The organism is Tsuneonella amylolytica, from assembly GCF_003626915.1.
GTDB lineage: Bacteria > Pseudomonadota > Alphaproteobacteria > Sphingomonadales > Sphingomonadaceae > Tsuneonella > Tsuneonella amylolytica.
In genome coordinates, this window is record NZ_CP032570.1 from 50856 (window position 1) to 72745 (window position 21890).

Sequence of the window (21890 nt, forward strand, 5' to 3'; positions counted from 1 at the left end):
ATGGCTCTGCCCTGCGCGATCCTGCTGCTGGCAGCCGCGTGCAACCAGCAACCCGCAGGCGAGGCGGTGACCCGTGTCGATCTAGACAATCCGGGGGCCGATCTTGCCCCCACCCCCGCGCCTACGCCGAGCGCTTCCGCTGCATCGGCGTGCCGGACGGTCACGTTCGAGGATGCGCGGCTGACCGATTGCATCGCCGATCCGGCGCAGCACACGATCACCACCATCGTCGGAAATCCGCCCTATCGCGGCTTCAAGACGCTGTCCGAAGCGCAGCCGGATTTGGCCCAGCGTCTCGCCTTCGCTGTCAACGCGGGTATGTTCGACGGCGACGGGAAGCCGATCGGCTACTACGTCAAGGGCGGCGACCGGGGCAAGGAACTGAACCGGGCCGACGGGGCCGGCAACTTTCACCTGAAACCCAACGGCGTGTTCTTCGGCAGCGCAGGCAAATGGCGCGTGCTGTCCGCCGATGCCTTCTACAGCACGGTGGGCGATCGGCCGCAGTTCGGCACCCAGTCCGGCCCGATGCTGGTCGTCGACGGCAAGCTCCACCCCGAGATTACCGACGACGGGCCCAGCCGGACCATCCGCAACGGCGTGGGGATCGATCCGTCGGGCCGAGCGCATTTCGTCGTCAGCGAAGGGCCGGTGAGCTTCGGCAAACTCGCGCGTTATTACCGCGATGTGGTGAAATCGCCGAACGCGCTCTACCTCGACGGCTCGGTTTCCGCGTTGTGGGATCCGGCGAGCGGACGCATGGATGCGAGCGCGCCGATCGGCCCCATGCTCCTGATCGAAAAGAAAGCCCCATGACAGCCAGCACCGACCAGCGCCGCACCCTCTACCCAGAAATCGAACCGTACGAGAGCGGGCATCTCGACGTCGGCGAAGGCCACTCGCTCTACTACGAACGGGTGGGCACGCCTGGCGCGAAGCCGGCGGTCTTCCTGCACGGCGGGCCCGGCGGCGGGATGAGCCCCGCCCATCGCCGTCAGTGGGACCCGGACCGCTACGACGTCCTGCTGTTCGACCAGCGCGGCTGCGGCAAGTCGCTCCCCTTCGCGGAGATCGAGAACAACGATACCTGGCGCATCGTCGACGATATCGAGCGCCTGCGCGAAATGTGCGGGCACGATGCCTGGCAGGTCTTCGGCGGCAGCTGGGGCGCGACCCTCGCCCTCGCCTACGCGCAGAAGTATCCCGAACGCACGACCGAGATCATCCTGCGCGGCGTGTTCCTCGCCCGCGCGAAGGAGAAAGGCTGGCTCTACGAATACGGCGCCAGCGAGGTCATGGCCGAGCAGTGGGACAGCTTTTCCGGCCACATCCCCGAAAGCGAGCGCGGCAATCTCGTGCAGGCGTATTACGACAGGCTGACCAGCGAGGACGAAGGCGTCCGGCTCGCCGCCGCGAAAGAATGGTCGCTGTGGGAAGGCAACGTGGCAACGCTGCTGCCCAACCCGACGTTGCTGTCCGACTTCGAGGATCCGGCGAAGGCCGTCCCGTTCGCGCGCATCTGCGCCAAGTTCTTCCTCGAAGACTTCTACCTCGAGGAAGCGCAGCTGCTTCGCGACGTCGACCGGATCAAGGGCATCCCCGGCATCATCGTCCAGGGCCGCCACGACATCTGCACCCCGCCCACTTCGGCGTGGGAGCTTAAAAAGGCCTGGCCGGAGGCGGAGCTGTGGTTCGTCCATGATGCAGGGCACAGCGCGGGCGAGCCCGGGATCGTCGACGGCCTGGTGCGCGCGACGGATGCGTTCGCCGACCGATGACGCAAGGCCGCCAGATTCTCGTCGTCGACAATTACGACAGCTTCACCTTCAACCTGGTCCATTACCTGATGGAGCTTGGGGCCGAGGTGCGGGTGGAGCGCAACGACGCGCTGACCGCCGCCGAAGCGGTCACTAGCGGCGCGGCGGGGATTCTCATCAGTCCCGGGCCGTGCACCCCCAATGAAGCCGGGATCAGCCTCGATCTCGTCGCGGCCTGCGCAGACGAGCGGCTGCCGCTTCTAGGCGTATGCCTCGGCCATCAGGCGATCGGGCAGTACTTCGGCGGCCGCGTCGTGCGCGGCGGGCTGATGCACGGGAAGACCAGCCCGGTGAGCCACGACGGATCGGGCGTCTTCGCCGACCTGCCCTCTCCGTTCGAAGCGACGCGCTACCACAGCCTCGTGGTCGAGAATGTGCCGGAGGTCCTCTCGGTTAACGCCACCAGCGACGATACCCATGTAATGGGATTCCGCCATCGCGATCTCCCCATCCACGGCGTGCAGTTCCATCCCGAGAGTATTGCCACCCAGCACGGTCATGCCCTCCTTGGTAACTTCCTGACGCTGTGCGGCATCGAACCAGAGAACGTTCGGTGAAGCACCTGCCGCTGGCCGTGCCGCACATGAGCGAGAGCGAGGCCGAGGAAGTCTTCGGGTGGATCCTCGACGGGGACGCCACCGACGACGAAATCGGGCGCTTCCTGCTTGCCATGACCGAACGCAGCGAGACGGCCGACGAGATCGCGGGTGCCGCCCGCGCGCTTCGGGCCCGCTACATCCCGGTACAGGGACCCGACGATGCGATCGACGTCTGCGGCACCGGGGGCGACGGGCATCACACCCTCAACGTCTCGACCGCGACGGGCCTCGTCGTGGCGGCCTGCGGGGTTCCGGTGGCACGGCACGGCAACCGCGCGATCTCCTCACTGTCCGGCGTGGCCGACACGCTGGAGGTTCTCGGCCTCGACATGGCGGCTGCCGGGCGAACGGCCGAGAAAACGCTGGCCCAAATCGGCATCTGCTTCCTCTTCGCGCCGAACCACCACCCCGCGATGGTGCGTATCCAGCCCATTCGCAAGGCTCTGGGCCGGCGGACCATCTTCAATCTCATGGGCCCGCTCTCGAACCCGGTTGGCGTGACGCGGCAGCTCATCGGGATCGCGCGGCCGGGTTACGTTTCGATCTATGGCGATGCCACGGCCCGGCTCGGCACCATGCGGACCCTCATCGTCTCGGGCGATGAAGGACTGGACGAACTGAGCCTTGCGGGCGGCAACGAGATGGCGGACGTGACCGGGCACGATTTCGCCATGCGGCGGGTCGATGCGCCGATGGCAGGTTTGGCGCATTCGCCGCTCGAAGCGATCCGTGGCGGCGACCCGCACCACAATGCGGCCGCGCTTTCCGCCCTCCTCGATGGCGCTCCGGGGGCCTACCGCGACACCGTGCGGTTCAATTCCGCCGCCGCACTGATCGTGGCGGGCCGAACCGAAAGCTGGGAAGAAGGCGCCGAGATGGCCGCGGCGGCGATCGATTCCGGAGCGGCCCGGCGATTGCTCGCACGGTGGATAGAAATGGCGCGATGAGGCGACTTTAAGTGAACAAGCTCGACGAAATCTGCGCGACCAAGCGCGAAGAGGTGGCAGAGCGCAAGGCGCTGGCGACGATGAGCGATCTCGACCGTCTTGCCGGCGACCAGACGGCTCCGCGGGGCTTCCGCGCCGCGCTCGAGGTTAAAGCATCCCGCGGGTTCGCGCTCATCGCCGAGATTAAGAAAGCTTCGCCCTCGAAAGGTCTGATCCGCAAGGACTTCCGACCTGCGGAACATGCCGCGGCTTACGAGCAAGGCGGCGCCGCCTGTCTGTCCGTCCTCACCGATGCGCCTTATTTCCAGGGGCACGAAGATTACCTCGCCGATGCCCGCCGCGCGTGCGGATTGCCGGTCCTGCGCAAGGACTTCATGGTCGATCCCTGGCAAGTCGCGGAAGCGCGCGCGATCGGGGCGGATGCGATCCTGATCATCGTCGCCGCGCTCGACGACGGTGTTATGACCGAGATCGAGGCAGCCGCGATGGACCGCGGAATGGATGTACTGGTCGAGGTGCACGACGAAGCAGAGATGGAACGCGCCCTTCGGTCGCTGCGATCGCGTCTGATCGGGATAAACAATCGCGATCTCAAGACTTTCCGCACCGATCTTGCCACCACCGAACGGCTCGCGCCACTGGTTCCTGACGGCACGTTGCTGGTGGGCGAAAGCGGTATCGCTTCTCACGCCGATTGCGAACGGCTCGCGCGGATCGGTGTTCGCACGTTCCTCGTGGGCGAAAGTCTGATGCGGCAGGACGATGTGGCGGCCGCCACCCGGACACTGCTGGGGGCGGCATGAGCGGTCTCACCCATCTCGACGACAGCGGTGCCGCGCGAATGGTGGGTGTGGGCGGGAAGCAGCCAACCGCACGTTCGGCGACCGCCGAAGGGCGCATCCGGATGACCTCTACAGCGCTCGAGGCCGTACGCCAGGGTAGCGGCCCGAAGGGCGATGTTCTGGCGGCCGCGCGTATCGCCGGGATCATGGCCGCCAAGAGGACGGCCGATCTCATCCCGCTCTGCCATCCGCTCGCTCTCGATGCTGTCACCGTCGAGTTTCAGTTCGAGCCGGAAGCGGTTCGCGTTTCCGCTACCGCCTCCCTCACGGGCCGCACCGGCGTGGAAATGGAAGCAATGACAGCAGCTTCCGTGGCGCTCCTGACGGTTTACGACATGGCCAAGGCCGTCGACAAGGGCATGATCATCGACGGCGTACGACTGCTCGCGAAATCGGGCGGCAAGTCGGGCGACTGGCGCGCCGAGGCATGAACCCGCCGCTTCCGCTGGAAGAGGCGCAGAGCCGGCTGATCGATGCCGCCTCCCCGCTTGCAACCGAGCGCGTGGCCATCGAGAATGCCATCGGCCGGTTTCTTGCAGAACCGCTCGTTGCGAACCGCACCCAGCCTTGGGCGGACCTCTCGGCGATGGACGGGTTCGCGACGTCCGGACCCGGACCGTGGCGGATCGTTGGCGAAAGCGCTGCGGGCCACCCTTTCGCACGCGCGATGGCGAATGGAGAGGCTGCGCGTATCTCGACCGGGGCTGCGGTGCCGGACGGCGCCGATGCGATCCTTCTGGTCGAGGATACGGCGATCGACGGCGCCATGGTTTCGGCGGCCGCCCCGCCGTCTGCGAAACACATCCGGCGTCGCGGCTTCGACTTTCGCAGCGGCGACGAACTGCTGAGCGCAGGAGTCCGCATCGGGCCGGCGCAACTCGCACTGGGGCTCGCAGCGGGCATCGAGCACTGCGCAGTGCGCCGCCGCCCGCGCGTTGCGATCCTCGATACGGGCGACGAACTGGCGACCTCGCTTGACGACCCGCGCCCCGATGCCCTTCCGGCCAGCAACGGGCCCATGCTGGCGGCCATGATCGCCGGTCTCGCGGATGCCGAACGAGTGGGGCCGGTGCCCGACGATCATGCGAAATTGCTGGCGGCGTTCGAAAACGCGAGCGACGCCGACGTCATCGTGACGACCGGCGGCGCTTCGGTGGGCGAGCACGACCTCGTGCGTCCTGTGTTGGAGGACTGGGGCGCGCGGATCGATTTCTGGCGGGTGGCGATCCGGCCGGGAAAACCGCTCATGATCGGTCGACGCGGCTCGCAATGGATCGTGGGTTTGCCGGGCAATCCCGCCTCGGCATTCGTCACCGCATTCTTGTTCGTCCTTCCCGTGCTTCGCAGGCTCGGCGGGGCATCGGCGGACGAAGCCTCGCCTAAGGCTCTGCCGGCGATCCTCGCGGACGGCGTGCCCGCCGGCGGAAGGAGGCGCGAATTCCTCCGCGGCATCCGCAAGGGCGCGACGGTCGTTCCGATTGCCGAGCGCGATAGCAGTGCGCTGCGCGCATTGGCGGCGGCCGATTGCCTTATCGACCGTCCCGCCAATGCGGATGCCTTGACTGCCGGGGCGCCTGTCGCGGTCTATCCGCTAGACGCTTGACGCCGCTAACGAAGTTTCCTAATTGTTCCGCGTTCGTTCCCGAATTGGAACGCTTGTGGAGTAGCCGGATGCTCACCGCCAAGCAACGCGAATTGCTGCAGTTCATCACCACCCGCCTCGAGGATGACGGAATCTCGCCGTCCTTCGAGGAGATGAAGGAGGCGCTCGACCTCAAGAGCAAGTCCGGCGTCCACCGTCTGATTTCCGCACTAGAGGAGCGCGGCTTCATCCGCCGCCTTCCCAACCGCGCCCGCGCGCTGGAAGTCGTGCGGCAACCCGAGGACATGGTCGCCGTGCCGAGGGCCAAGGCCAACGACAACGTCGTGCCGCTGCGCGCGCCGGCTCCTTCGCGGCCGCGACCGGCTAACGACATCGTCGAGCTACCTCTCCACGGGAAGATCGCTGCGGGCGTACCGATCGAGGCACTCGAGAGCGATCGCACCCTGCCCGTCCCCGCCGCGCTTCTGGGTCCCGGCGATCACTACGCGCTGGAGGTTTCGGGCGACTCGATGATCGAAGCCGGCATCTTCGACGGCGATTTCGCGCTCGTGAAGAAGACCGATGTCGCCCGCGATGGCGAGATCGTCGTTGCGCTCGTCCGCGACGAAGAAGCGACCCTCAAATACCTTCGCCGCGAGAACGGGATGATCCGGCTCGACCCCGCCAACGGGGCCTACGAACCGCAGGTGTACCGGGCGAACGAGGTGCAGGTGCAGGGCAAGCTGGCCGGCCTTCTCCGCCGCTACCACTGATCGCTATCGGTATCGCTCGGCCGCATTGCGGCGGGCGGTCCACCACGGATGGTCGCCCTGCCGGGCGGCCACCGTCGTGAGGCGCGGCGGGTCGAGCGTTATCGCCAGCCCGCCGTTCGCATCCAGAAACCGGCGATCGGCCTTGAGCCAGCGCGGCCGGCAGCTGGCGGGCAGCCAGCGGTCGGCGACGACGATGTCCGACCGTTCGCATGCCGCCGCCAGCGCGCGTTCCTCGATCCGCGACCTGCTTCGGGCGAGCAGCACGGTCCAGGTTTTCCCTCCGCGATCGATCGCCAAGGCGCAGAAGTCGGCGCTGCACCGCGCGCCGGGCCAATCGGCGATCGCCAGCGGATCGCCCTTCATACCGGCCATTTCGAGCAGATTGTCGCGCGCATAGTCGCTCCGCCCTTCGCGCAGGACGAGCAGGCGATCGCCCTCGCCGGCGATACCGACATGTCGGCCATCGCCCGAAACCAGCATGTCGGGCGTCGGCGTGACCAGCAACATGCCGCCGGCTATCGCAATCGAAACGAAACCCCACAGGCGCCGCCGCCCCTTCCACAGCGCCAGCCAAAGAAGGCCGGCTATGAACAGTGCGTACGTTCCCCACCCCATCTGCGGCATGAGACGAACCGCCCCCGGCTGTGCGGCGGTGTAATGCGCGATACCGAGGAGGAGATCGAGCGATTGCCCGGCCAGCCACCACACCGGCCCGCCGAGCCCGAACAGGTCGAGCACGAGCGCAAGCGCGATCAGCGGCATCGACGCAACCGTCACCAGCGGAATGGCGACGACGTTCGCGATCGCGCCGTAGAAGCCGGCGCGGTGGAAGTGGAACAGCACGATCGGCATCAAGGCCAGTTCGATGACCACGCCCGTCAACAGCAGCATGGCGGCGCGGCGTCCTGTCCTGGACAGCCAGCTTTCCTCGCGCGGGACGAGGAACGCGCGGATCGGCGCGGCCTCGTGGAGGGCGACGATCGCGACGACCGCGGCGAAGCTCATCTGGAAGCTCGGCCCCATCAGGGCCTCGGGCCAAATGAGCAGGACGGCGAAAGCCGCAGTGGCGACCATCCGCATGGAAAGCGCCTCGCGCCCCATCGCCAGCGCGGCGAGCACGAGCAGGGCGCCGATCACGCTGCGCACCGTCGGCACCTCGGCCCCTGTCAGCAGCGTGTAGGCGATGCCGGCGCCCGCACCGCACACGGCGGCGACCAAGGGCAGGCGGATCCGAAGCACCAGCCAAGGCCACAGCGCCAGCAGCCTCAAGGCCAGAACATAGGCCGCCGCAATCACCGCGCTCACGTGTACGCCGCTGATCGACAGCAAGTGGGTAAGGCCGGAATCGCGCATGGCGACTTCGTCGGCTTCGGCGATCCCGCCCCGGTCACCGCTGGCGAAGGCGGCGGCGATGCTTCCCGCCGATCCGTCGAGCCTCGAGCGGACGTGCGCCGACAAGGCTCGCTGGATGCTAGCGACGCTTCCCCCGGTCGCCGTAGGTTCCACCACCTCGATGTCGCCGATGGCGCTTCCCGTCGCGGCGAGGCCCGCGAACCAGGCCGTGCGCGCGAAATCGTAGGCGCCGGGGACCATCGGCGGGGCAGGTGGCATCAGCCGCGCGCGCACCCTCACCCTTGCGCCTTCGGCTACCGTCGCGGGCATCGCTTGCGTCGGTACGTTGAGCCGCACCTTACGCGCCGTTCCGGTTTCGGCGTCGCGATAGGCGAGGACGAGCCGAACCCGGCCTTCCGCAGGCTGGTTCTGGCGTGAAAGCACTCGGCCGTCGATCCAGCTCACGCCAGGCCGGGCAAGAGGCTCCGCGCCGACCGTCGCCGAGCGCATCCAGATCGCACCGGTGCCGAGCGCGATCAACAAGGCGACGGCAGTCACGGCGGCGTGCAGATGTGCACGCCCATCATGCCCGCGCCATGCCGCTTGCGCCCCGATGGCAATCAAAACGCTCGCGCCGATCATGGCCAGCCAAGCGACCGGTCCGGGCAGGACGAACCATGCGCCGACCCCCCCGGCGAAGGCGACCGTCATCCACGGTGCCCGGTCGAATCCCGCCGTGGCCAGAAACGCTTCCGCCCGGTCGGCGAAACCTGCGGGGAGGCTGGACAAGGGCGCGCCCATGGGCCAAGACTGCTGCAATGCAGCATCGCCCGGTGGAGCCCCCTGCTCCTCACCCCCGGAGAGGGGCACCAGCGGCGCGGTACCGATCGCCATGATTGCAACGGATAAGGACGAGATTTCGGATGGCAAGCGCTAGCGCGAAAGTGGTCACCCGCTTCGCCCCCTCGCCTACCGGATTCCTGCATATCGGCGGCGCCCGCACCGCGCTTTTCAACTGGCTTTATGCCCGCCATCATGGCGGCACTTATCTGCTACGGATCGAGGACACCGACCGCGCCCGCTCGACCGAACCTGCGATCGAGGCGATCTTCGACGGTCTGCGCTGGCTCGGGCTCGACGGCGACGAGCCTGCGACCTTTCAGTTCGAACGCTCCGCCCGGCATGCGGAAGTTGCACACGAATTGCTGGCGAAGGGCGCGGCCTACCGCTGCTACCTCACCCCCGAAGAACTCGCGGAGCGGCGCGCCGCGGCGCAGGCGGAGCGGCGGACCTTCCGGATCGACAGCGAGTGGCGCGATGCCGACCCCGCGACCTGGCCTGCAGATGCGCCGTACGTGGTCAGGATCAAGGCCCCGCGCGAAGGCGAGACGACCATCGCCGACGAGGTGCAGGGCTCCGTCACCGTCGCGAACTCGGAGATCGACGATTTCGTCCTGCTCCGGTCCGACGGTACGCCGACCTACATGCTCGCGGTCGTCGTCGACGATCACGACATGGGCGTCACCCACGTCATCCGCGGCGACGACCACCTCAACAACGCGTTCCGGCAGATCGTCATCCTGAATGCGATGGGATGGCCGGTGCCGACCTACGCGCACGTCCCGATGATCAACGGTGCCGACGGCGCAAAGCTGTCGAAGCGGCATGGCGCCATCGGGGTCGATGCCTACCGAGACGAGATGGGGCTGCTGCCCGAAGCGGTGTTCAACTACCTCCTCCGCCTGGGCTGGGGCCACGGCGACCGGGAGGAGATCACCCGCGAGGAAGCCATCGAGCTGTTCGACCTCGCCGGCGTAGGCAAGAGCCCGAGCCGCTTCGACATCAAAAAGCTCGAAAACCTCAACGGCCACTACATTCGCGAGGCGGACGACGCGCGTCTTGCCAGTCTCGTCGCGCCCCGGATGGGGCCGCATGCCGACGAGGCCCTTCTCGCCCAGGCCATGCCGCAGCTCAAACTGCGCGCAAAGACCCTCGACGAGCTCGCCGCGGGTGCGGCGTTCCTGTTCAAGGAGCGCCCGCTTGCCCTCGACGAGAAGGCGGCCGGTTTGATGACCGACGACGCGCGGGACCTGCTTGCCCGCATTTCCGCGCGGCTTGTCGGCGAGGCGGACTGGACCGTTCCGGCGCTGGAGGCGAACCTCAAGGCCTTCGCCGAGGACCTCGGCCTCGGGCTCGGCAAGCTCGCCCAGCCGATGCGCGCGGCGCTGACCGGCACGACCACTTCACCCGGAATTTTCGACGTACTCGCCCTGCTGGGGCGCGATGAATCGCTGGCGCGTCTTGACGCGCAGGCGGCACGCGCCGAAGCGGGCCCGGCAAACTAAGGAGACCGACGATGGCCGACAAAACGGCGACCCTTAATTACGGCGGCACGGACACGACCCTGCCCGTCCTCGAAGGCAGCGTCGGGCCCGAGGTCATCGACATTCGCAAGCTCTACGGCCAGACCGGGGCCTTCACCTACGATCCCGGCTACAAGTCGACCGCGAGCTGCGAGAGCGCGCTCACCTACATCGACGGCGACGAAGGCGTGCTGCTCCATCGCGGCTATCCCATCGGCCAGCTGGCCGAACAGTCGACCTTCATGGAAGTCAGCTACCTGCTGCTGAACGGCGAGCTGCCGACGCAGGACGAGCTCGACGACTTCACCTACACGATCACGCGTCACACGATGATCCACGATCAGATGCGGCAGTTCTATCAGGGCTTCCGCCGCGATGCGCACCCGATGGCGATCATGTGCGGCGTGGTCGGCGCACTGAGCGCGTTCTATCACGACAGCACCGACATCTCCGACCCGGAACAGCGCAAGATCGCCAGCCACCGGCTGATCGCCAAGATGCCGACGATCGCGGCGATGGCATACAAGTATTCGGTCGGGCAGCCGTTCCTCTATCCCGACAACTCGCTGAGCTACACCGGCAATTTCCTGCGAATGACTTTCGGCGTCCCGGCCGAGGAATACGAGGTGGTGCCGGCGGTCGAGAAGGCGATGGACCGGATCTTCATCCTCCACGCCGACCACGAACAGAACGCCTCGACCAGCACCGTGCGCCTCGCCGGTTCCTCGGGCGCCAATCCGTTCGCGTGCATTTCGGCCGGTATCGCCTGCCTGTGGGGACCGGCGCATGGCGGCGCGAACGAAGCGGCGCTCAACATGCTGCGCGAGATCGGCACGCCCGACAAGATCCCGCATTACATCGACCGCGCCAAGGACAAGAACGACCCGTTCCGCCTGATGGGTTTCGGCCACCGTGTGTACAAGAACTACGATCCGCGCGCGACGGTAATGCAGAAGACGGTGCGCGAGGTGTTCGATGCGCTGAAGGTCGACGATCCGCTGTTCGAAACCGCGCTGCGGCTCGAGGAACTGGCGCTGAAGGACGACTACTTCATCGAAAAGAAGCTGTTCCCGAACGTCGATTTCTACTCGGGCGTTATCCTCTCGGCGATCGGATTCCCGACGACGATGTTCACCGCGCTCTTCGCCCTCGCCCGCACGGTGGGCTGGGTCGCGCAGTGGAACGAGATGATCAGCGATCCCGCGCAGGTCATCGGCCGTCCGCGCCAGCTCTACACCGGACCGACCCAGCGCGACTACGTGCCGGTCGATCAGCGCTAGGGCGACTGGTCTATGCGCGCCCTGCGGCTGCTCGCCCAGATCCTCGGGGTCGCGCTCGTCCTCGCGGGCGGATTGTGGGCCTTGCAGGGGCTGGGGCTGGTCATGTGGCCGGCCGAAAGCTTCATGCTCGCCGAGCGCAAGTGGGCGCTCTACGGCGGCATTACCGTGGTGATCGGCGTCGTGCTGTTCTGGTGGGGCAGCCGACGCCGGGTCTAGGCTAGGCGCGCGGCAGCGTGAGGGTGAAGGTCGCGCCCTTCCCCGGCTCGCTCGCCACGGTCAGGTCCCCGCCCATCGCGCGCGCCAGTCGGCGCGAAATGTAGAGGCCCAGCCCCGATCCGCCATCGTTGTTGCGGCCAAGTCGTTCGAACTTCTCGAAAACGGCCTCGTGTTGGTTTTCGGCGAGGCCGGGACCTTCGTCCGTCACGCTGATTGCCGCGCGTGCGCCGGCATCGTCCAGCGACAACGTAACGGTCGATCCTTCGGGCGAATAGCGGACCGCGTTGCCGACGAGGTTGAGCAGGATCTGCAGGACCCGCCGGAACTCCGCGATCGCCGACAGGCTCTCGCCCTCGCCCGGCGCCACGAGATCGATGCCGCGTTCGCGCGCGCGGACGCCGAGAATGCCGACCGCCCGCTGCGCGACATCCGACAGGTCTATACGGTCGGGCGCGGTGGCGAAATCTTCGGCCTCCACCACCTCCAGATCGGACAGGTCCTCGATCAGCGCGAGGAGGTGCTGGCCAGCCGCGGCGATGTCGGCGGCGTAGTTGCTGTACTCGTCGGCCAGCGGCCCGGCGAGACGCGAACGGATCGTCTCGGCGTTAGCGATGATCCGCGCGATGGGCTGGCGCAGGACGGGCGTCAGTTCGCGGCCGAACGAATGGCCGGACTTCACGCCGGGTTCGGGCGCGCGCGGCGTCGCTTTGGCCATCGGCACATCGGCGACGAGCAGCAGCTCGAACCCGCCGCTCGCGCCATCGGGTTGCCCGATCGGAACGAGCGTGACCGTCCACCGCCGGTCCGATCCCGGAACGGTGCACTCCGCGCCGTCGAGCAACCGCCAGTGCACGGGCTGCCGATGGGCGACCGCGGGAAACTCGACATGCTCCGACCACGGCCTGCCGGGCTCGTCGCGCATCGCCCTGGCAAGGTCGGCAAGGTCGGGCGCGTGCGCGTCCACCGCGAGAACCCGCTGCCGGCCATCGAGCCGGGCGACCAGTTCGGCAAGGCCGCGATCGATCTCGAGCTTTCGGTCGTTGACCTCCTCTTCCGACAAGGGCGCGCGCGGGGCGGTCTGCCACGCACCGACCGCTATCGAGCAGCCGCCGTCGGTCCCGTTGGCCTCGTCGCCGTTGTCGGGCGCAATCTCGACCCAGGCGCGGACGGTATCTTCGCCGTCGAACGCCTCGATCGTGCGGGCCAGCCTGAGGCCGAGCGTCCGGGCCTTGCGCACCACCTCGAGGAGTTGCGGCACGGCGAGCGTTCCGGGCAGCTCGCCCCCGCAGCGGCGCTGGAGACCGGCCAGCGGCTCGTCGGCCGACACCAGGCGATCGAGCGCGTCGGTGCGCGCGCGGGCGATGACGGCGTGAGCGGAAGCCATGATCAGTACGCGCCGACGCGGGCGGATGCAGCAAGCAGCGCGGCAGCGCGGTCGGTCCGGAGCGCATCGAATCCCTCGGGCAGCGACACGTCGGGGTGGATCGTCAGGAACTGTTCCTCGATCTCCTTGGGCTTGAGGCCCGCGGCGCGCAGCGACAGCGCAAGCCGGGCGAGCTGGCGATCGTTGGTGGCGACGATGGCGAGATCGCGCTCCTGATGGGTCATCGCCGACAGCGCGGTGAGGAACAGGGCAACCCCGCCGTGTCCGACCGCGAGTGCAGCGCGGGCACCTGCCCCCATTCCGGCGACGAGCCGGGCCAGCAGGCCGAGCCGGCCAGCCGATTCGTCGTAGGCTTCACGCAGCTTCGCCGCGACGGGAGCGGTATCGCCCTCCGCCCCGTTCGCCCACACGGACAGCGCGGCGTGGAACAGGTCGGCAGGCAGTTCGCCCAGCGGCAGCTCCATGCGCCGCTGATGCTGGACGAAGCGGGCCTGCGCTGCGAGCGCGCCCATCGCCGCGCTCGCCACGGCGGTATCGTCGGATGCCACCAGCGCCTGCAACAGCGGCGACAGGACGGGATCGATGGCGTTCTTGCTCTCCAGCCGTGCGACGAGATGCCATTCCAGCGCGCGGGCGTGGCAGTGCGCGACCAGACGCTCGTCCATCAGCAATCGCTGCACGAGATCGTCGCGCATCCGGTCGGCGAACCCCCGCGTGTCCGCCATGTCCCGGCTTTCCGCCTCGGCGACGAGCAGTTGCCGCGCGATATCGCCGGTCATGGCGCGGACGCGGCTGACGATCTCGTCGCTGAACAGCGAATGGTCGTGGTTGGCAAGCAGGTGGCCGAGCACCGGGCCGACGGTGCCGAGCACGACGTCGCCTTGCGCGAGTTCGTCGCGCAGGACGGCTTCCACCGGCGCTTCGCTCGATTGGGGCATGACCGCATCGTTCATCGTCGGCCGTCCTAGCGCCCCTGTGGTTAAGCCCGCGTTAGCTGCGCGCTTGGGGCAAGGAGCCGCAATCCGAGCGCCGCAACCGAGAGCAAGGCGATGCCGGGCGCAAAGATGCTTGCCGCCGCCAGCACTGCCGCGACCGACAGCACGAGAACCCGGTCGCCGAAGGGGCGCAGCAACGACGGTGCCACGTCCTCGCGCGCCAGGCGCATCGCGGCGACAATGACCGCCGCGGCGAAGGGCGCGCTCCAGTCGCCGAACGCTGCGGGGCTCGCCGCGCATGCAATCAGCGCCAGGTCGAGCGCCGCATCGCGCGCGGCGATCGGCCAGCGCTTCGGCGCGATCCCGCTTCCGGCCGCGGCGAAGGCGTCCAAAGCCGTCCCGGTCGAAGCGATGAACGCCGCCACCGCCAGCATCGCCAAGCCGATGGCGCTGTATCCGAAATAGCCCGTCGTGGCGCCCCCGGCGGTGAGCAATCCGCTCGCCGCCGTCAGGGCGACCGGCAACTGCGGGCGGCGCGCGATCGAGCGGGTGAGCCAACGCGCCGTGCGATAGGCCAGCGTGTCGCTCGGACGCGCCGGTCCCGGTTCCGGCACCCCGCGGGCATACCACAGCGGCTCGAACCGCGCGGCGACCTTCGCGTCGGACAGGGTCGCCCAGCGGCCTTCGTCGAGCCACTGGTCCGGTACCTCGACGCAGCGCGTGCCGCGTTGGAGGGCGATACGCAGCAGCCCGGCGGAAGGATCGGCATCGGGTGGCAGGTCGGCCAGCGCCTCCACCGCATCGCCGCGCGTGGCCAGCACGCCGGCCCATGCGCGGTCGCGGTCGATACGCTCGAACCCCCAGGGTACGGCCCGCTCGGCTGCGAAGACCCCGATGCCGGCGCGGCCCGAAAGCGCGTCGTGCAGCCATTCGCGGTCGGGCAGGATGCCGGGCGCAAAGACGAACAGCGTGTCGGCCGCCGCGACGAGACCGGAGAGCATGCGGGCGCGCCAAACCGCGTGGAATTTCGCCCCCCGGCGCTCCGCTTCGCGCTGCAGCGCGGCCACCTCCGCCACCGGTTCTGGTGCGAGGCAGACGATCCGTTCGCATTCGAGCGCGAGCGCGGCGTGCAGTTGGTGCCAGGCAATGGGCTGCCCTGCGAGACGCGCGGGCGTGCCAGACGCGCCTTCGCCGTCCGCTTCCTCCGCCAATCGATCCAAGGTGATCAGCGCGATGCGCACCGCTGCCCGCTCCTGCCGCAAAGGTCGGCAGGGTTACGGCGCGCCAGGGTATTTGGCTAGCGTCGGAAAGCCTAAGGCGCGACGAAGCGGTCGCGGAACCGTTCGATCCGGCGCAGCACCGTGGGCTCGCCCGGCGCGGCGGCCACGGCTTCGTCGGCAAGGTCGATGAGGTCGCCGGCATGGAAGCTCGCGGCGAGGCCCTTCAGGCGCTGGGCCGCGACCGTCCAGTTCCCGTCGCAGCGCGCCCTGCGCATGAGGTCGAGATGATGATCGAGGCTGTCCGCGAACGCGGCGCGAAGCTCGGCGAGCAGCGCGGGATCCTCGCCTGCGGCAGCCGCGAGCGTCGCGTCGAATGAACCCTGTTCGTATGCCATCGGCGGCAATCCTAGGTCCGCGATGATTAAGACTCTGTTGATCATGTCTGCTTTGGTGTAAATTCGCCGGCATGAGTGGGGGATCACACATCCGGGCCGTGGGCCACGGAAGCGGCGCCGACGCGCCCGGCGAGGCTATCGCGGAGGGCAGCGAGCTGCTGGTTCTGGAAGAGGACTGGGTCGCCGATTCGCCCGCCGGAGACCAGTGGACGGAAACGCAGTGGATCGACGAGCCCGAGCGCCCGCGCGGCGAATGGCTCGCCCCTTCGCTCGCCGGACTGGCGATCGCGGGATGGACCGGCTTCTTCGTCTGGGCGCACCTCCCCGCCTTCACCGGCGGCGCGGCGCCTGCCGAATGGAGCGAGCTCGTGTCGCAGTGGGCGATGCCGGTTCTGCTGGTCGTCGGCGTCCTGTTGCTCGCGCTGCGCTTGAGCCGGCGCGAGGCGGGCCGTTTTGCCGACGCCGCCGTGTCGCTGCGCGGCGAATCCGAGGCGCTCGAGGCACGTCTGTCGGTCGTGAACCGCGAACTCAGCCTCGCGCGCGAATTTCTCGCAAGCCAGACCCGCGATCTCGAATCGCTCGGCCGGGTGGCGACGCAGCGTCTGTCGGAAAATGCCGACCGCCTGCAGGACCTCGTGCGCGACAACGGTACCCAAGTCGAGGCGATCGCTGGCGTCAGTCGCTCGGCGATGGAAAACATGGACCGGCTGCGCGGTGACCTGCCGGTCATCGCCAACGCCGCGCGCGACGTGTCGAACCAGATCGGGGCCGCGGGCAACACCGCCCACGGCCAGCTCGACGAACTGGTCGCCGGGTTCAACCGCCTCAACGAATTCGGGCAGGCGAGCGAACGACAGGTCGCGGTGCTGCGCGACCGGGTCGATGCCGCCCTCGCCGCTTTCGGTGCGCAGGCCGCCCAACTCGACGAGATCGCGGGAGCCCGCTTCGCAGCCTTGCGCGACAAGAGCGAGGCATTCCGCGCCGAACTCGACGGGCGCGAGGTCGAAGCGCTGGCCGCCATGCGGCACCGCGCCGACCGCCTGCGCGAGGAGATCGGCGAGGCATCGGGCGAACTCGACACGCAGGAAGCAGAGCTGCTCAAGTCGCTGCAGGCCCGCGTCGCCTCGATCCGCGAGAGCGCCGATGCGATCGGCGTCAGTCTCGTCGGGGGAGAACGCGAAGCCATCACGGCATGGCGAACCCGGGTGGAAGAGTTCAAGGCGGACTTCGAGAATGCCGTCCGCCATGTCGAATCGATTGATCAGGCCGCGAAGACCGGCGCGGCAGAGCGCCTGCGCGTCATCAGCGAGGAAGCCGAGCTCGTCGACGCGAAGCTGACCCAGTCACATGCGCTTTTCGTGGAGGAGATCGGCCGTCGCCGTGCACAGGCGACCGAGCTTGCAGCCGAACAGGCCCACCTCATCGGCGCGCGCCTTGCCGAAATCGACGCCGCCATTGCCGAGCGGCGCGAAGCCCATGCCGCGCATTCGGCGACGCTGGTCGCTCAGGGCGAGGAGATCGCGGGCAAACTGGCCGCGCTCGGCCACGAGATGGAGCGTGCGGCGGGTCACGGCCGCATGGCCGGCGGCGACCTTGTCGCCGCGCTCGATTCGCTGAGCGATCGACTGGGCGCAAGCCGCGCGGAACTGGGCGACACCGATCGCCGCGTGGCCGAACTCACCGAAGCAAGCGTCCGGCTGCTCGAACTGATTCGCGCCAGCGCCGAACACAGTCGCACCGACCTTCCGGCCTCGATCGGCGATGCTGAGCATCGTCTTGCCGAACTGGGCCGTCAGGGCGAGGCGCTTGGGCTGATGCTGGGCGACGCGGGCGAGAAGAGCCGCGCCGTATCGGACTATGTCATCGTCGCGCAGCGCGAGGGCGCGGCAGCGATGGAGGCGGTCGATGCCTTCCACGAGCGCACCGCCGATGCGCACCGCGACACGCTGGCGCAGATCGCGATCGTCCGCGATCACCTGTCCGAGCTCGCGGATCGCACAGAAGCGCTCTCGGGCGCGGCGCAGGGCAGCCTGCGGGCGGCGATCGCGGAACTGGAAGAGGCAGCGGGCGGTGCGGTCGCGGGAATCGAAACCGGTGCCGCCGACCGGATCGAGAAAGTCGCCGCGCGTATCGCCGACGAGGCGACCGCAGCGGTCGACCGGGCCCTCAAGGTCCGTGTCGGCGACGCGCTGTCCGAACTGGAAGCCGGCGCGGCCGAAGCCGTCGGCGCGGGTCGCGATGCGGCGATCCAGCTTCGCGACCAACTCGCCAAGGTCAACGAATTGGCAGGGCATCTCGAAAGCCGGGTTGCCCTCGCCCGCCAGCGTGCGGAAGAACAGGTCGATACCGACTTCTCGCGCCGGGTCGCGCTGCTCACAGAGAGCCTCAACAGCAACGCGATCGATATTGCGCGGGCGCTCGACAGCGACGTAAGCGACACCGCGTGGACGAGCTATCTGCGGGGCGACCGCGGAATCTTCACCCGCCGGGCGGTGCGCCTGCTCGAACCGTCGCAGGCGCGCGACGTGGCCGAACTGTACGACGGCGACCGCGATTTCCGCGAACACGTGAACCGTTACATCCACGACTTCGAGACGATGCTGCGCACGATGCTGTCGACCCGCGACGGTCACACGATCGGCGTCACCCTGCTCAGCAGCGACATGGGCAAGCTCTATGTCGCGATGGCGCAGGCGATCGAACGGCTGCGGGACTGATCGTTCGCTCCGGCATGCCGCGCTGGCGCGGCGCTACACGGCGTCGATCGGGTAACCGAGCTTTTCGAGCGTGATCCAACCGTAAGTGTAGTTCGCCACCCACAGCGCGGTGAGCACGGCGGCGATGACCGTCGCCCGCTTGAGCAAGCGACCGGGGCGGAAATTGGCCGGCGCACTGTCGGCCTGCCCCGGCGTCTTTTCCAGCCCCATCTCCTCGTGCGTCCGCACGCCGAACGGCAGCAGGACGAACGCCGTCCCCACCCAGACGAGGAAGTAGATCGCCAGGATCGACGTCCACTTCACGCGGCATCTCCGGGCATGATCACGCGGACCTGTGGGCGCTTTCCGCTCCAGCGGGTGGCGGCGCGGCGGGCGGCGAGGCGCGCGGTTTCGGCCAGCTTGTCGCGGTCGCGCGCGTCGGCACCGCGCAGCTTGCCCAGCGCCTGCGCAACGTCCCGCTCGGTCTCGGCGACGAAGGCTGCGTAATCCTCGTCGAGCGGCAGGCCGATCCCCTCCACGAAGATGCCGCCCTTGGGGCCGACGACGACCACGACGATGCCCTCGCGCGCGAGGCGGCGGCGCATGACCACCGCATCGCCGTCGGCGGGCGCGATGATGTCGCCGTCGAGGACGAGGCGGCCGCTGCGGACTTCGGCCAGCTTGCCCGGCTTGCCCGGGGCGAGGCGGACGATGTCGCCGTTCTTCTGGACGACGGCCTGCGGGATCCCGTTAGCCTTCCCCAGTCGCGCCTGTTCGGCCATGTGGCGCATCTCGCCGTGGACCGGCACTAGCACCTGCGGGCGCAGCCATCCGTACAGCGCTTCCAGCTCGGGCCGCCCGGGATGGCCTGAGACGTGGATCATGCTCTGCCGGTCGGTCACCATCACGATGCCGCGCTGGGCGAGGATGTTCTGGATGCGCCCGATGGCAAGCTCGTTGCCGGGAATCTGGCGGCTCGAGAACAGGACGACGTCGCCCGCCGATAGCTCGATGGGATGGTTCTCCTCGGCGATCCGGGCGAGCGCGGCGCGGGGTTCGCCCTGCCCGCCGGTCGCGACGATCAGCACCTCGCCGCGCGGCAGCCCCATCGCCGTGTCGAAGTCCACCGTGTCCGGCAGGTCGGCGAGATAACCGTTGGCCTGCGCGACCTCGATGATCCGGTCGAGCGAGCGGCCCGCGACGCACAGCCTGCGCCCCGTCGCCTCGGCCACGGCACCCAAAGTATGCAGCCGCGCGACGTTGCTGGCGAACGTGGTGACGAGCACGCGGCGGCCGTCCCATTTCGCCACCTCGTCGTGCAGGGCACGATAGACCGCCCCTTCCGATCCGCTGGCCGACGGATTGAACACGTTGGTGGAATCGCACACGAGCGCAAGTACGCCCTCGTCGCCGATGTCCTGCAGTTCCTCTTCGGTGGTCGGTTCACCGACAATGGGTTCCTCGTCGAGCTTCCAGTCGCCGGTGTGGAATACCCGCCCGTGGGGGGTGTCGATCAGCAGGGCATGCCCTTCCGCGATGGAATGCGCGAGCGGGAGGTACGAAATGTCGAACGGGCCGAGGCTGAACTGCTCCAGATCCTCGACCACCACGAGTTCGACCTCGTCGACAAGGCCCGCCTCCTGCAGCTTGCGGCGGACGAGATCGGCGGTGAACGGGGTGGCGTAGAGGGGCACGCCGAGGTCCGCGGCGAAATAGGGTACGGCCCCGATATGGTCCTCGTGCGCGTGGGTGAGGACAATCCCCTCCAGCGCGTCGGCACGCTCCTCGATGAAATCGAGGTCGGCGAACACGAGGTCGATGCCGGGATATTCGTTGCCGCTGAACGTCATACCGAGATCGACCATCAACCAGCGGCCCTGGCAGCCGTAGAGGTTGACGTTCATCCCGATCTCGCCCGATCCGCCCAGGGCAAGGAACAGCAGTTCGTCCTCGGGCGTGTAATCCTTCTTCAAATCATTTCGCCTTCTGGCTGGCGCGCTCGGCCAGGATGGCGAGCCCGTCGAGGGTGAGGTCGGCATCGACGGCGTCGAAGATGTCGGTGTGCTTGTCGAACAGGATGGCGAGCCCGCCGGTCGCGACGACCTTGGCCGGCCGGCCGATTTCGGCGCGCATGCGGGCGATCAACCCTTCCATCATCGCGACGTAACCCCAGAACACGCCGATCAGCATCTGGTCTTCGGTGTTGCGGCCGATCACGCTGTCGGTGCGCGGCGCCTCGATGGCGATCCGGGGCAGTTTCGCCGTGTTGCCGACAAGCGCGTCGAGCGACAGGTTGATGCCCGGCGCGATGATCCCGCCCTTGTAGGCGCCGGTGAAGTCGACCGCGTCGAACGTCGTCGCGGTGCCGAAATCCACCACGATCAGGTCGCCCTCGAACTTCTCGTGCGCCGCGATGGTGTTGAGCGCGCGGTCCGCGCCCAGCGAGTTGGGCTGGTCGACATCGACCGCGATCCCGTAGGCCGCGTCCCCTTCGCCGGCGACGAGCGGGGTGATGCGGAAGTATTTCTCGGCCAGCGTGGTGAGGTTGTGGATCGCGCGGGGGACGACCGAGCCGACGATGATCTGGGTGATGTCCTCGCGTGTCACCCCCTCGATCGCGAGCAGCTGGAGCAGCCAGACCGCGTATTCGTCGCCGGTGCGGCGCGGGTCGGTCGCGATGCGCCAGCGCGCCTTGATCCGGCGCCCCTCCTCCCCTTGCAGGTCGAAGAGCGCGAAGACGACATTGGTGTTGCCGACATCGGCGGCGAGGAGCATCGCGAGTGTCCTTTCGCGTTCAGGCGAGAAATACGTCGCCGGCGTGGATAGTCCGGATCGTCCCGTCTTCCAAACGCAGCATCAGCGAACCGGTTGCGTCGAGGCCCACGAACCGGCCGCGCGCCTCCCCGCCGGCGGGCTCGTGAACGGTCAGCGGGGTGCCTGCGGGATGGGCGGCGAGCTGCCACCGGCGCAGGAGCGGTTCGATACCGACCGAGCGCCAGCGTTCCAGCTCGCGGTCGAAAGCGGCGGCAAGCGCCGAGGCGAAGCCGTCGCGCCCCGGCGCGGGCCCGAGCGAGGAGAGAGCCAGGGTCTCGCGACCGGGCACATCCGGGGCGGAGGCGAGATTGACCCCGATGCCCACGACGACGGCGTCGCCCTCCCCTTCCAGCAGGATGCCGGCCATCTTGGCACGACCGATAAGCAGGTCGTTCGGCCATTTGAGCGACAGGGCGGCGGGATCCGCCAGCAACGGGGCGACCGTTTCGTAGAGCGCGAGACCCGCCAGCAACGCCAGTGTGTGCGGCGGGGGATCGTGCGGCCCCCTGCGGACGACGGTCGAGCCCATGAAGTTGCCCGCGCCGTCGGACCATGCGCGGCCTTGCCGCCCGCGCCCAGCAATCTGTCGGTCGGCGACCAGCCAGTCGCCCTCGGACACGCGCTCGCCCGCGCGCAGGGCGGCGAGCAGATCGGCATTGGTCGATCCGGTCTCGGCGACCGTGGTTATCAACGCG

21 protein-coding genes are annotated in these 21890 nt (G+C 68.4%); 12 read left to right on the forward strand and 9 right to left on the reverse strand.

Annotated features, from left to right (window positions below; all coding sequences use genetic code 11):
• The 8 genes from D4766_RS00255 to lexA all read left to right on the forward strand — a co-directional run bounded on the left by D4766_RS00255 (position 1) and on the right by lexA (position 6560).
• Entirely contained in the window at positions 1-816 is an 816-nt protein-coding gene (locus D4766_RS00255) for a phosphodiester glycosidase family protein (RefSeq protein ID WP_325049090.1), read from the forward strand.
• Positions 813-1778 (forward strand): prolyl aminopeptidase, encoded by a 966-nt coding sequence (gene pip / locus D4766_RS00260; protein WP_120715624.1) that lies wholly within the window; start codon positions 813-815, stop codon positions 1776-1778. Before D4766_RS00255 ends, pip begins: the two co-directional genes overlap by 4 nt.
• The gene (locus D4766_RS00265) at positions 1775-2374 is read left to right on the forward strand and encodes an anthranilate synthase component II (protein WP_120715625.1); all 600 of its coding nucleotides are present in this window, start codon (positions 1775-1777) and stop codon (positions 2372-2374) included. The genes pip and D4766_RS00265 overlap by 4 nt, the downstream gene beginning before the upstream one ends.
• A complete protein-coding gene (gene trpD / locus D4766_RS00270; protein ID WP_194955774.1) occupies positions 2371-3363 on the forward strand; it encodes an anthranilate phosphoribosyltransferase in 993 nt (330 codons plus the stop codon). The genes D4766_RS00265 and trpD overlap by 4 nt, the downstream gene beginning before the upstream one ends.
• Positions 3364-3374: 11 nt before the next feature.
• The gene (gene trpC / locus D4766_RS00275) at positions 3375-4166 is read left to right on the forward strand and encodes an indole-3-glycerol phosphate synthase TrpC (protein ID WP_120715626.1); all 792 of its coding nucleotides are present in this window, start codon (positions 3375-3377) and stop codon (positions 4164-4166) included.
• Positions 4163-4636, forward strand: a complete 474-nt coding sequence (gene moaC, locus D4766_RS00280; protein WP_120715627.1) for a cyclic pyranopterin monophosphate synthase MoaC — start codon at positions 4163-4165, stop codon at positions 4634-4636. Before trpC ends, moaC begins: the two co-directional genes overlap by 4 nt.
• Positions 4633-5808 carry a molybdopterin molybdotransferase MoeA gene (locus D4766_RS00285; RefSeq protein ID WP_120715628.1) on the forward strand — a complete coding sequence of 392 codons (1176 nt, stop codon included), beginning with the start codon at positions 4633-4635 and terminating at the stop codon, positions 5806-5808. The genes moaC and D4766_RS00285 overlap by 4 nt, the downstream gene beginning before the upstream one ends.
• Before the next feature lie 68 nt (positions 5809-5876).
• Positions 5877-6560: a transcriptional repressor LexA gene (lexA, locus tag D4766_RS00290; RefSeq protein WP_120715629.1), complete on the forward strand. Its 684-nt coding sequence runs from the start codon at positions 5877-5879 to the stop codon at positions 6558-6560.
• 3 nt (positions 6561-6563) lie between these two features.
• Here the strand turns inward: lexA and D4766_RS00295 are convergent, their stop codons facing one another.
• On the reverse strand, positions 6564-8681 hold the full coding sequence (locus tag D4766_RS00295) for a ComEC/Rec2 family competence protein (RefSeq protein WP_325049091.1): 2118 nt from the start codon (positions 8679-8681) through the stop codon (positions 6564-6566).
• 134 nt (positions 8682-8815) lie between these two features.
• Between D4766_RS00295 and gltX the strand changes: the two genes are divergently transcribed.
• From gltX to D4766_RS00310, 3 genes are read left to right on the forward strand one after another with little or no spacing between them, the layout of a single operon-like run.
• Positions 8816-10237 (forward strand): glutamate--tRNA ligase, encoded by a 1422-nt coding sequence (gltX, locus tag D4766_RS00300; RefSeq protein WP_120715631.1) that lies wholly within the window; start codon positions 8816-8818, stop codon positions 10235-10237.
• Between the two features lie 11 nt (positions 10238-10248).
• Positions 10249-11535, forward strand: coding sequence for a citrate synthase (locus D4766_RS00305; RefSeq protein WP_120715632.1), 1287 nt, complete (start codon positions 10249-10251; stop codon positions 11533-11535).
• Between the two features lie 12 nt (positions 11536-11547).
• Positions 11548-11751 carry a hypothetical protein gene (locus tag D4766_RS00310; protein WP_120715633.1) on the forward strand — a complete coding sequence of 68 codons (204 nt, stop codon included), beginning with the start codon at positions 11548-11550 and terminating at the stop codon, positions 11749-11751.
• 1 nt (position 11752) lies between these two features.
• On the opposite strand, the gene D4766_RS00315 is transcribed toward D4766_RS00310, so the two are convergent.
• The 4 genes from D4766_RS00315 to D4766_RS00330 form a co-directional block, all read right to left on the reverse strand.
• On the reverse strand, positions 11753-13135 hold the full coding sequence (locus D4766_RS00315; RefSeq protein ID WP_120715634.1) for a sensor histidine kinase: 1383 nt from the start codon (positions 13133-13135) through the stop codon (positions 11753-11755).
• Between the two features lie 2 nt (positions 13136-13137).
• Positions 13138-14088, reverse strand: coding sequence for a hypothetical protein (locus D4766_RS00320; protein ID WP_120715636.1), 951 nt, complete (start codon positions 14086-14088; stop codon positions 13138-13140).
• 26 nt (positions 14089-14114) lie between these two features.
• Entirely contained in the window at positions 14115-15311 is a 1197-nt protein-coding gene (locus tag D4766_RS00325) for a hypothetical protein (protein WP_120715637.1), read from the reverse strand.
• Positions 15312-15382: 71 nt separating this feature from the next.
• Positions 15383-15685, reverse strand: a complete 303-nt coding sequence (locus D4766_RS00330; protein ID WP_120715639.1) for an Hpt domain-containing protein — start codon at positions 15683-15685, stop codon at positions 15383-15385.
• A gap of 71 nt (positions 15686-15756) precedes the next feature.
• On the opposite strand from D4766_RS00330, the gene D4766_RS13645 reads away from it, so the two are divergent.
• Positions 15757-18402, forward strand: a complete 2646-nt coding sequence (locus D4766_RS13645) for a coiled-coil domain-containing protein (protein WP_162935600.1) — start codon at positions 15757-15759, stop codon at positions 18400-18402.
• 33 nt (positions 18403-18435) lie between these two features.
• Here the strand turns inward: D4766_RS13645 and D4766_RS00340 are convergent, their stop codons facing one another.
• From D4766_RS00340 to D4766_RS00355, 4 genes are read right to left on the reverse strand one after another with little or no spacing between them, the layout of a single operon-like run.
• On the reverse strand, positions 18436-18705 hold the full coding sequence (locus D4766_RS00340) for a DUF1467 family protein (protein WP_120715640.1): 270 nt from the start codon (positions 18703-18705) through the stop codon (positions 18436-18438).
• Positions 18702-20354 (reverse strand): ribonuclease J, encoded by a 1653-nt coding sequence (locus D4766_RS00345; RefSeq protein WP_234024828.1) that lies wholly within the window; start codon positions 20352-20354, stop codon positions 18702-18704. The genes D4766_RS00340 and D4766_RS00345 overlap by 4 nt, the downstream gene beginning before the upstream one ends.
• A 1-nt stretch (position 20355) precedes the next feature.
• Positions 20356-21156: a type III pantothenate kinase gene (locus D4766_RS00350; protein ID WP_120715644.1), complete on the reverse strand. Its 801-nt coding sequence runs from the start codon at positions 21154-21156 to the stop codon at positions 20356-20358.
• 19 nt (positions 21157-21175) lie between these two features.
• Entirely contained in the window at positions 21176-21886 is a 711-nt protein-coding gene (locus D4766_RS00355) for a biotin--[acetyl-CoA-carboxylase] ligase (protein ID WP_120715646.1), read from the reverse strand.
• Positions 21887-21890: the final 4 nt, after the last annotated feature.

Excerpts from the sequence above, each read along its gene's own strand:
- moaC (WP_120715627.1), top strand. The coding sequence starts at position 4,163 with ATGAGCGGTCTCACCCATCTCGACGACAGCGGTGCCGCGCGAATGGTG.
- D4766_RS00310 (WP_120715633.1), top strand. The coding sequence starts at position 11,548 with ATGCGCGCCCTGCGGCTGCTCGCCCAGATCCTCGGGGTCGCGCTCGTC.
- D4766_RS00330 (WP_120715639.1), bottom strand. The coding sequence starts at position 15,685 with ATGGCATACGAACAGGGTTCATTCGACGCGACGCTCGCGGCTGCCGCA.
- D4766_RS00350 (WP_120715644.1), bottom strand. The coding sequence starts at position 21,156 with ATGCTCCTCGCCGCCGATGTCGGCAACACCAATGTCGTCTTCGCGCTC.
- D4766_RS00315 (WP_120715634.1), bottom strand. The coding sequence starts at position 13,135 with ATGGCTTCCGCTCACGCCGTCATCGCCCGCGCGCGCACCGACGCGCTC.
- D4766_RS00285 (WP_120715628.1), top strand. The coding sequence starts at position 4,633 with ATGAACCCGCCGCTTCCGCTGGAAGAGGCGCAGAGCCGGCTGATCGAT.
- D4766_RS00255 (WP_325049090.1), top strand. The coding sequence starts at position 1 with ATGGCTCTGCCCTGCGCGATCCTGCTGCTGGCAGCCGCGTGCAACCAG.
- D4766_RS00305 (WP_120715632.1), top strand. The coding sequence starts at position 10,249 with ATGGCCGACAAAACGGCGACCCTTAATTACGGCGGCACGGACACGACC.
- D4766_RS13645 (WP_162935600.1), top strand. The coding sequence starts at position 15,757 with ATGAGTGGGGGATCACACATCCGGGCCGTGGGCCACGGAAGCGGCGCC.
- pip (WP_120715624.1), top strand. The coding sequence starts at position 813 with ATGACAGCCAGCACCGACCAGCGCCGCACCCTCTACCCAGAAATCGAA.
- gltX (WP_120715631.1), top strand. The coding sequence starts at position 8,816 with ATGGCAAGCGCTAGCGCGAAAGTGGTCACCCGCTTCGCCCCCTCGCCT.
- D4766_RS00320 (WP_120715636.1), bottom strand. The coding sequence starts at position 14,088 with ATGAACGATGCGGTCATGCCCCAATCGAGCGAAGCGCCGGTGGAAGCC.
- lexA (WP_120715629.1), top strand. The coding sequence starts at position 5,877 with ATGCTCACCGCCAAGCAACGCGAATTGCTGCAGTTCATCACCACCCGC.
- D4766_RS00265 (WP_120715625.1), top strand. The coding sequence starts at position 1,775 with ATGACGCAAGGCCGCCAGATTCTCGTCGTCGACAATTACGACAGCTTC.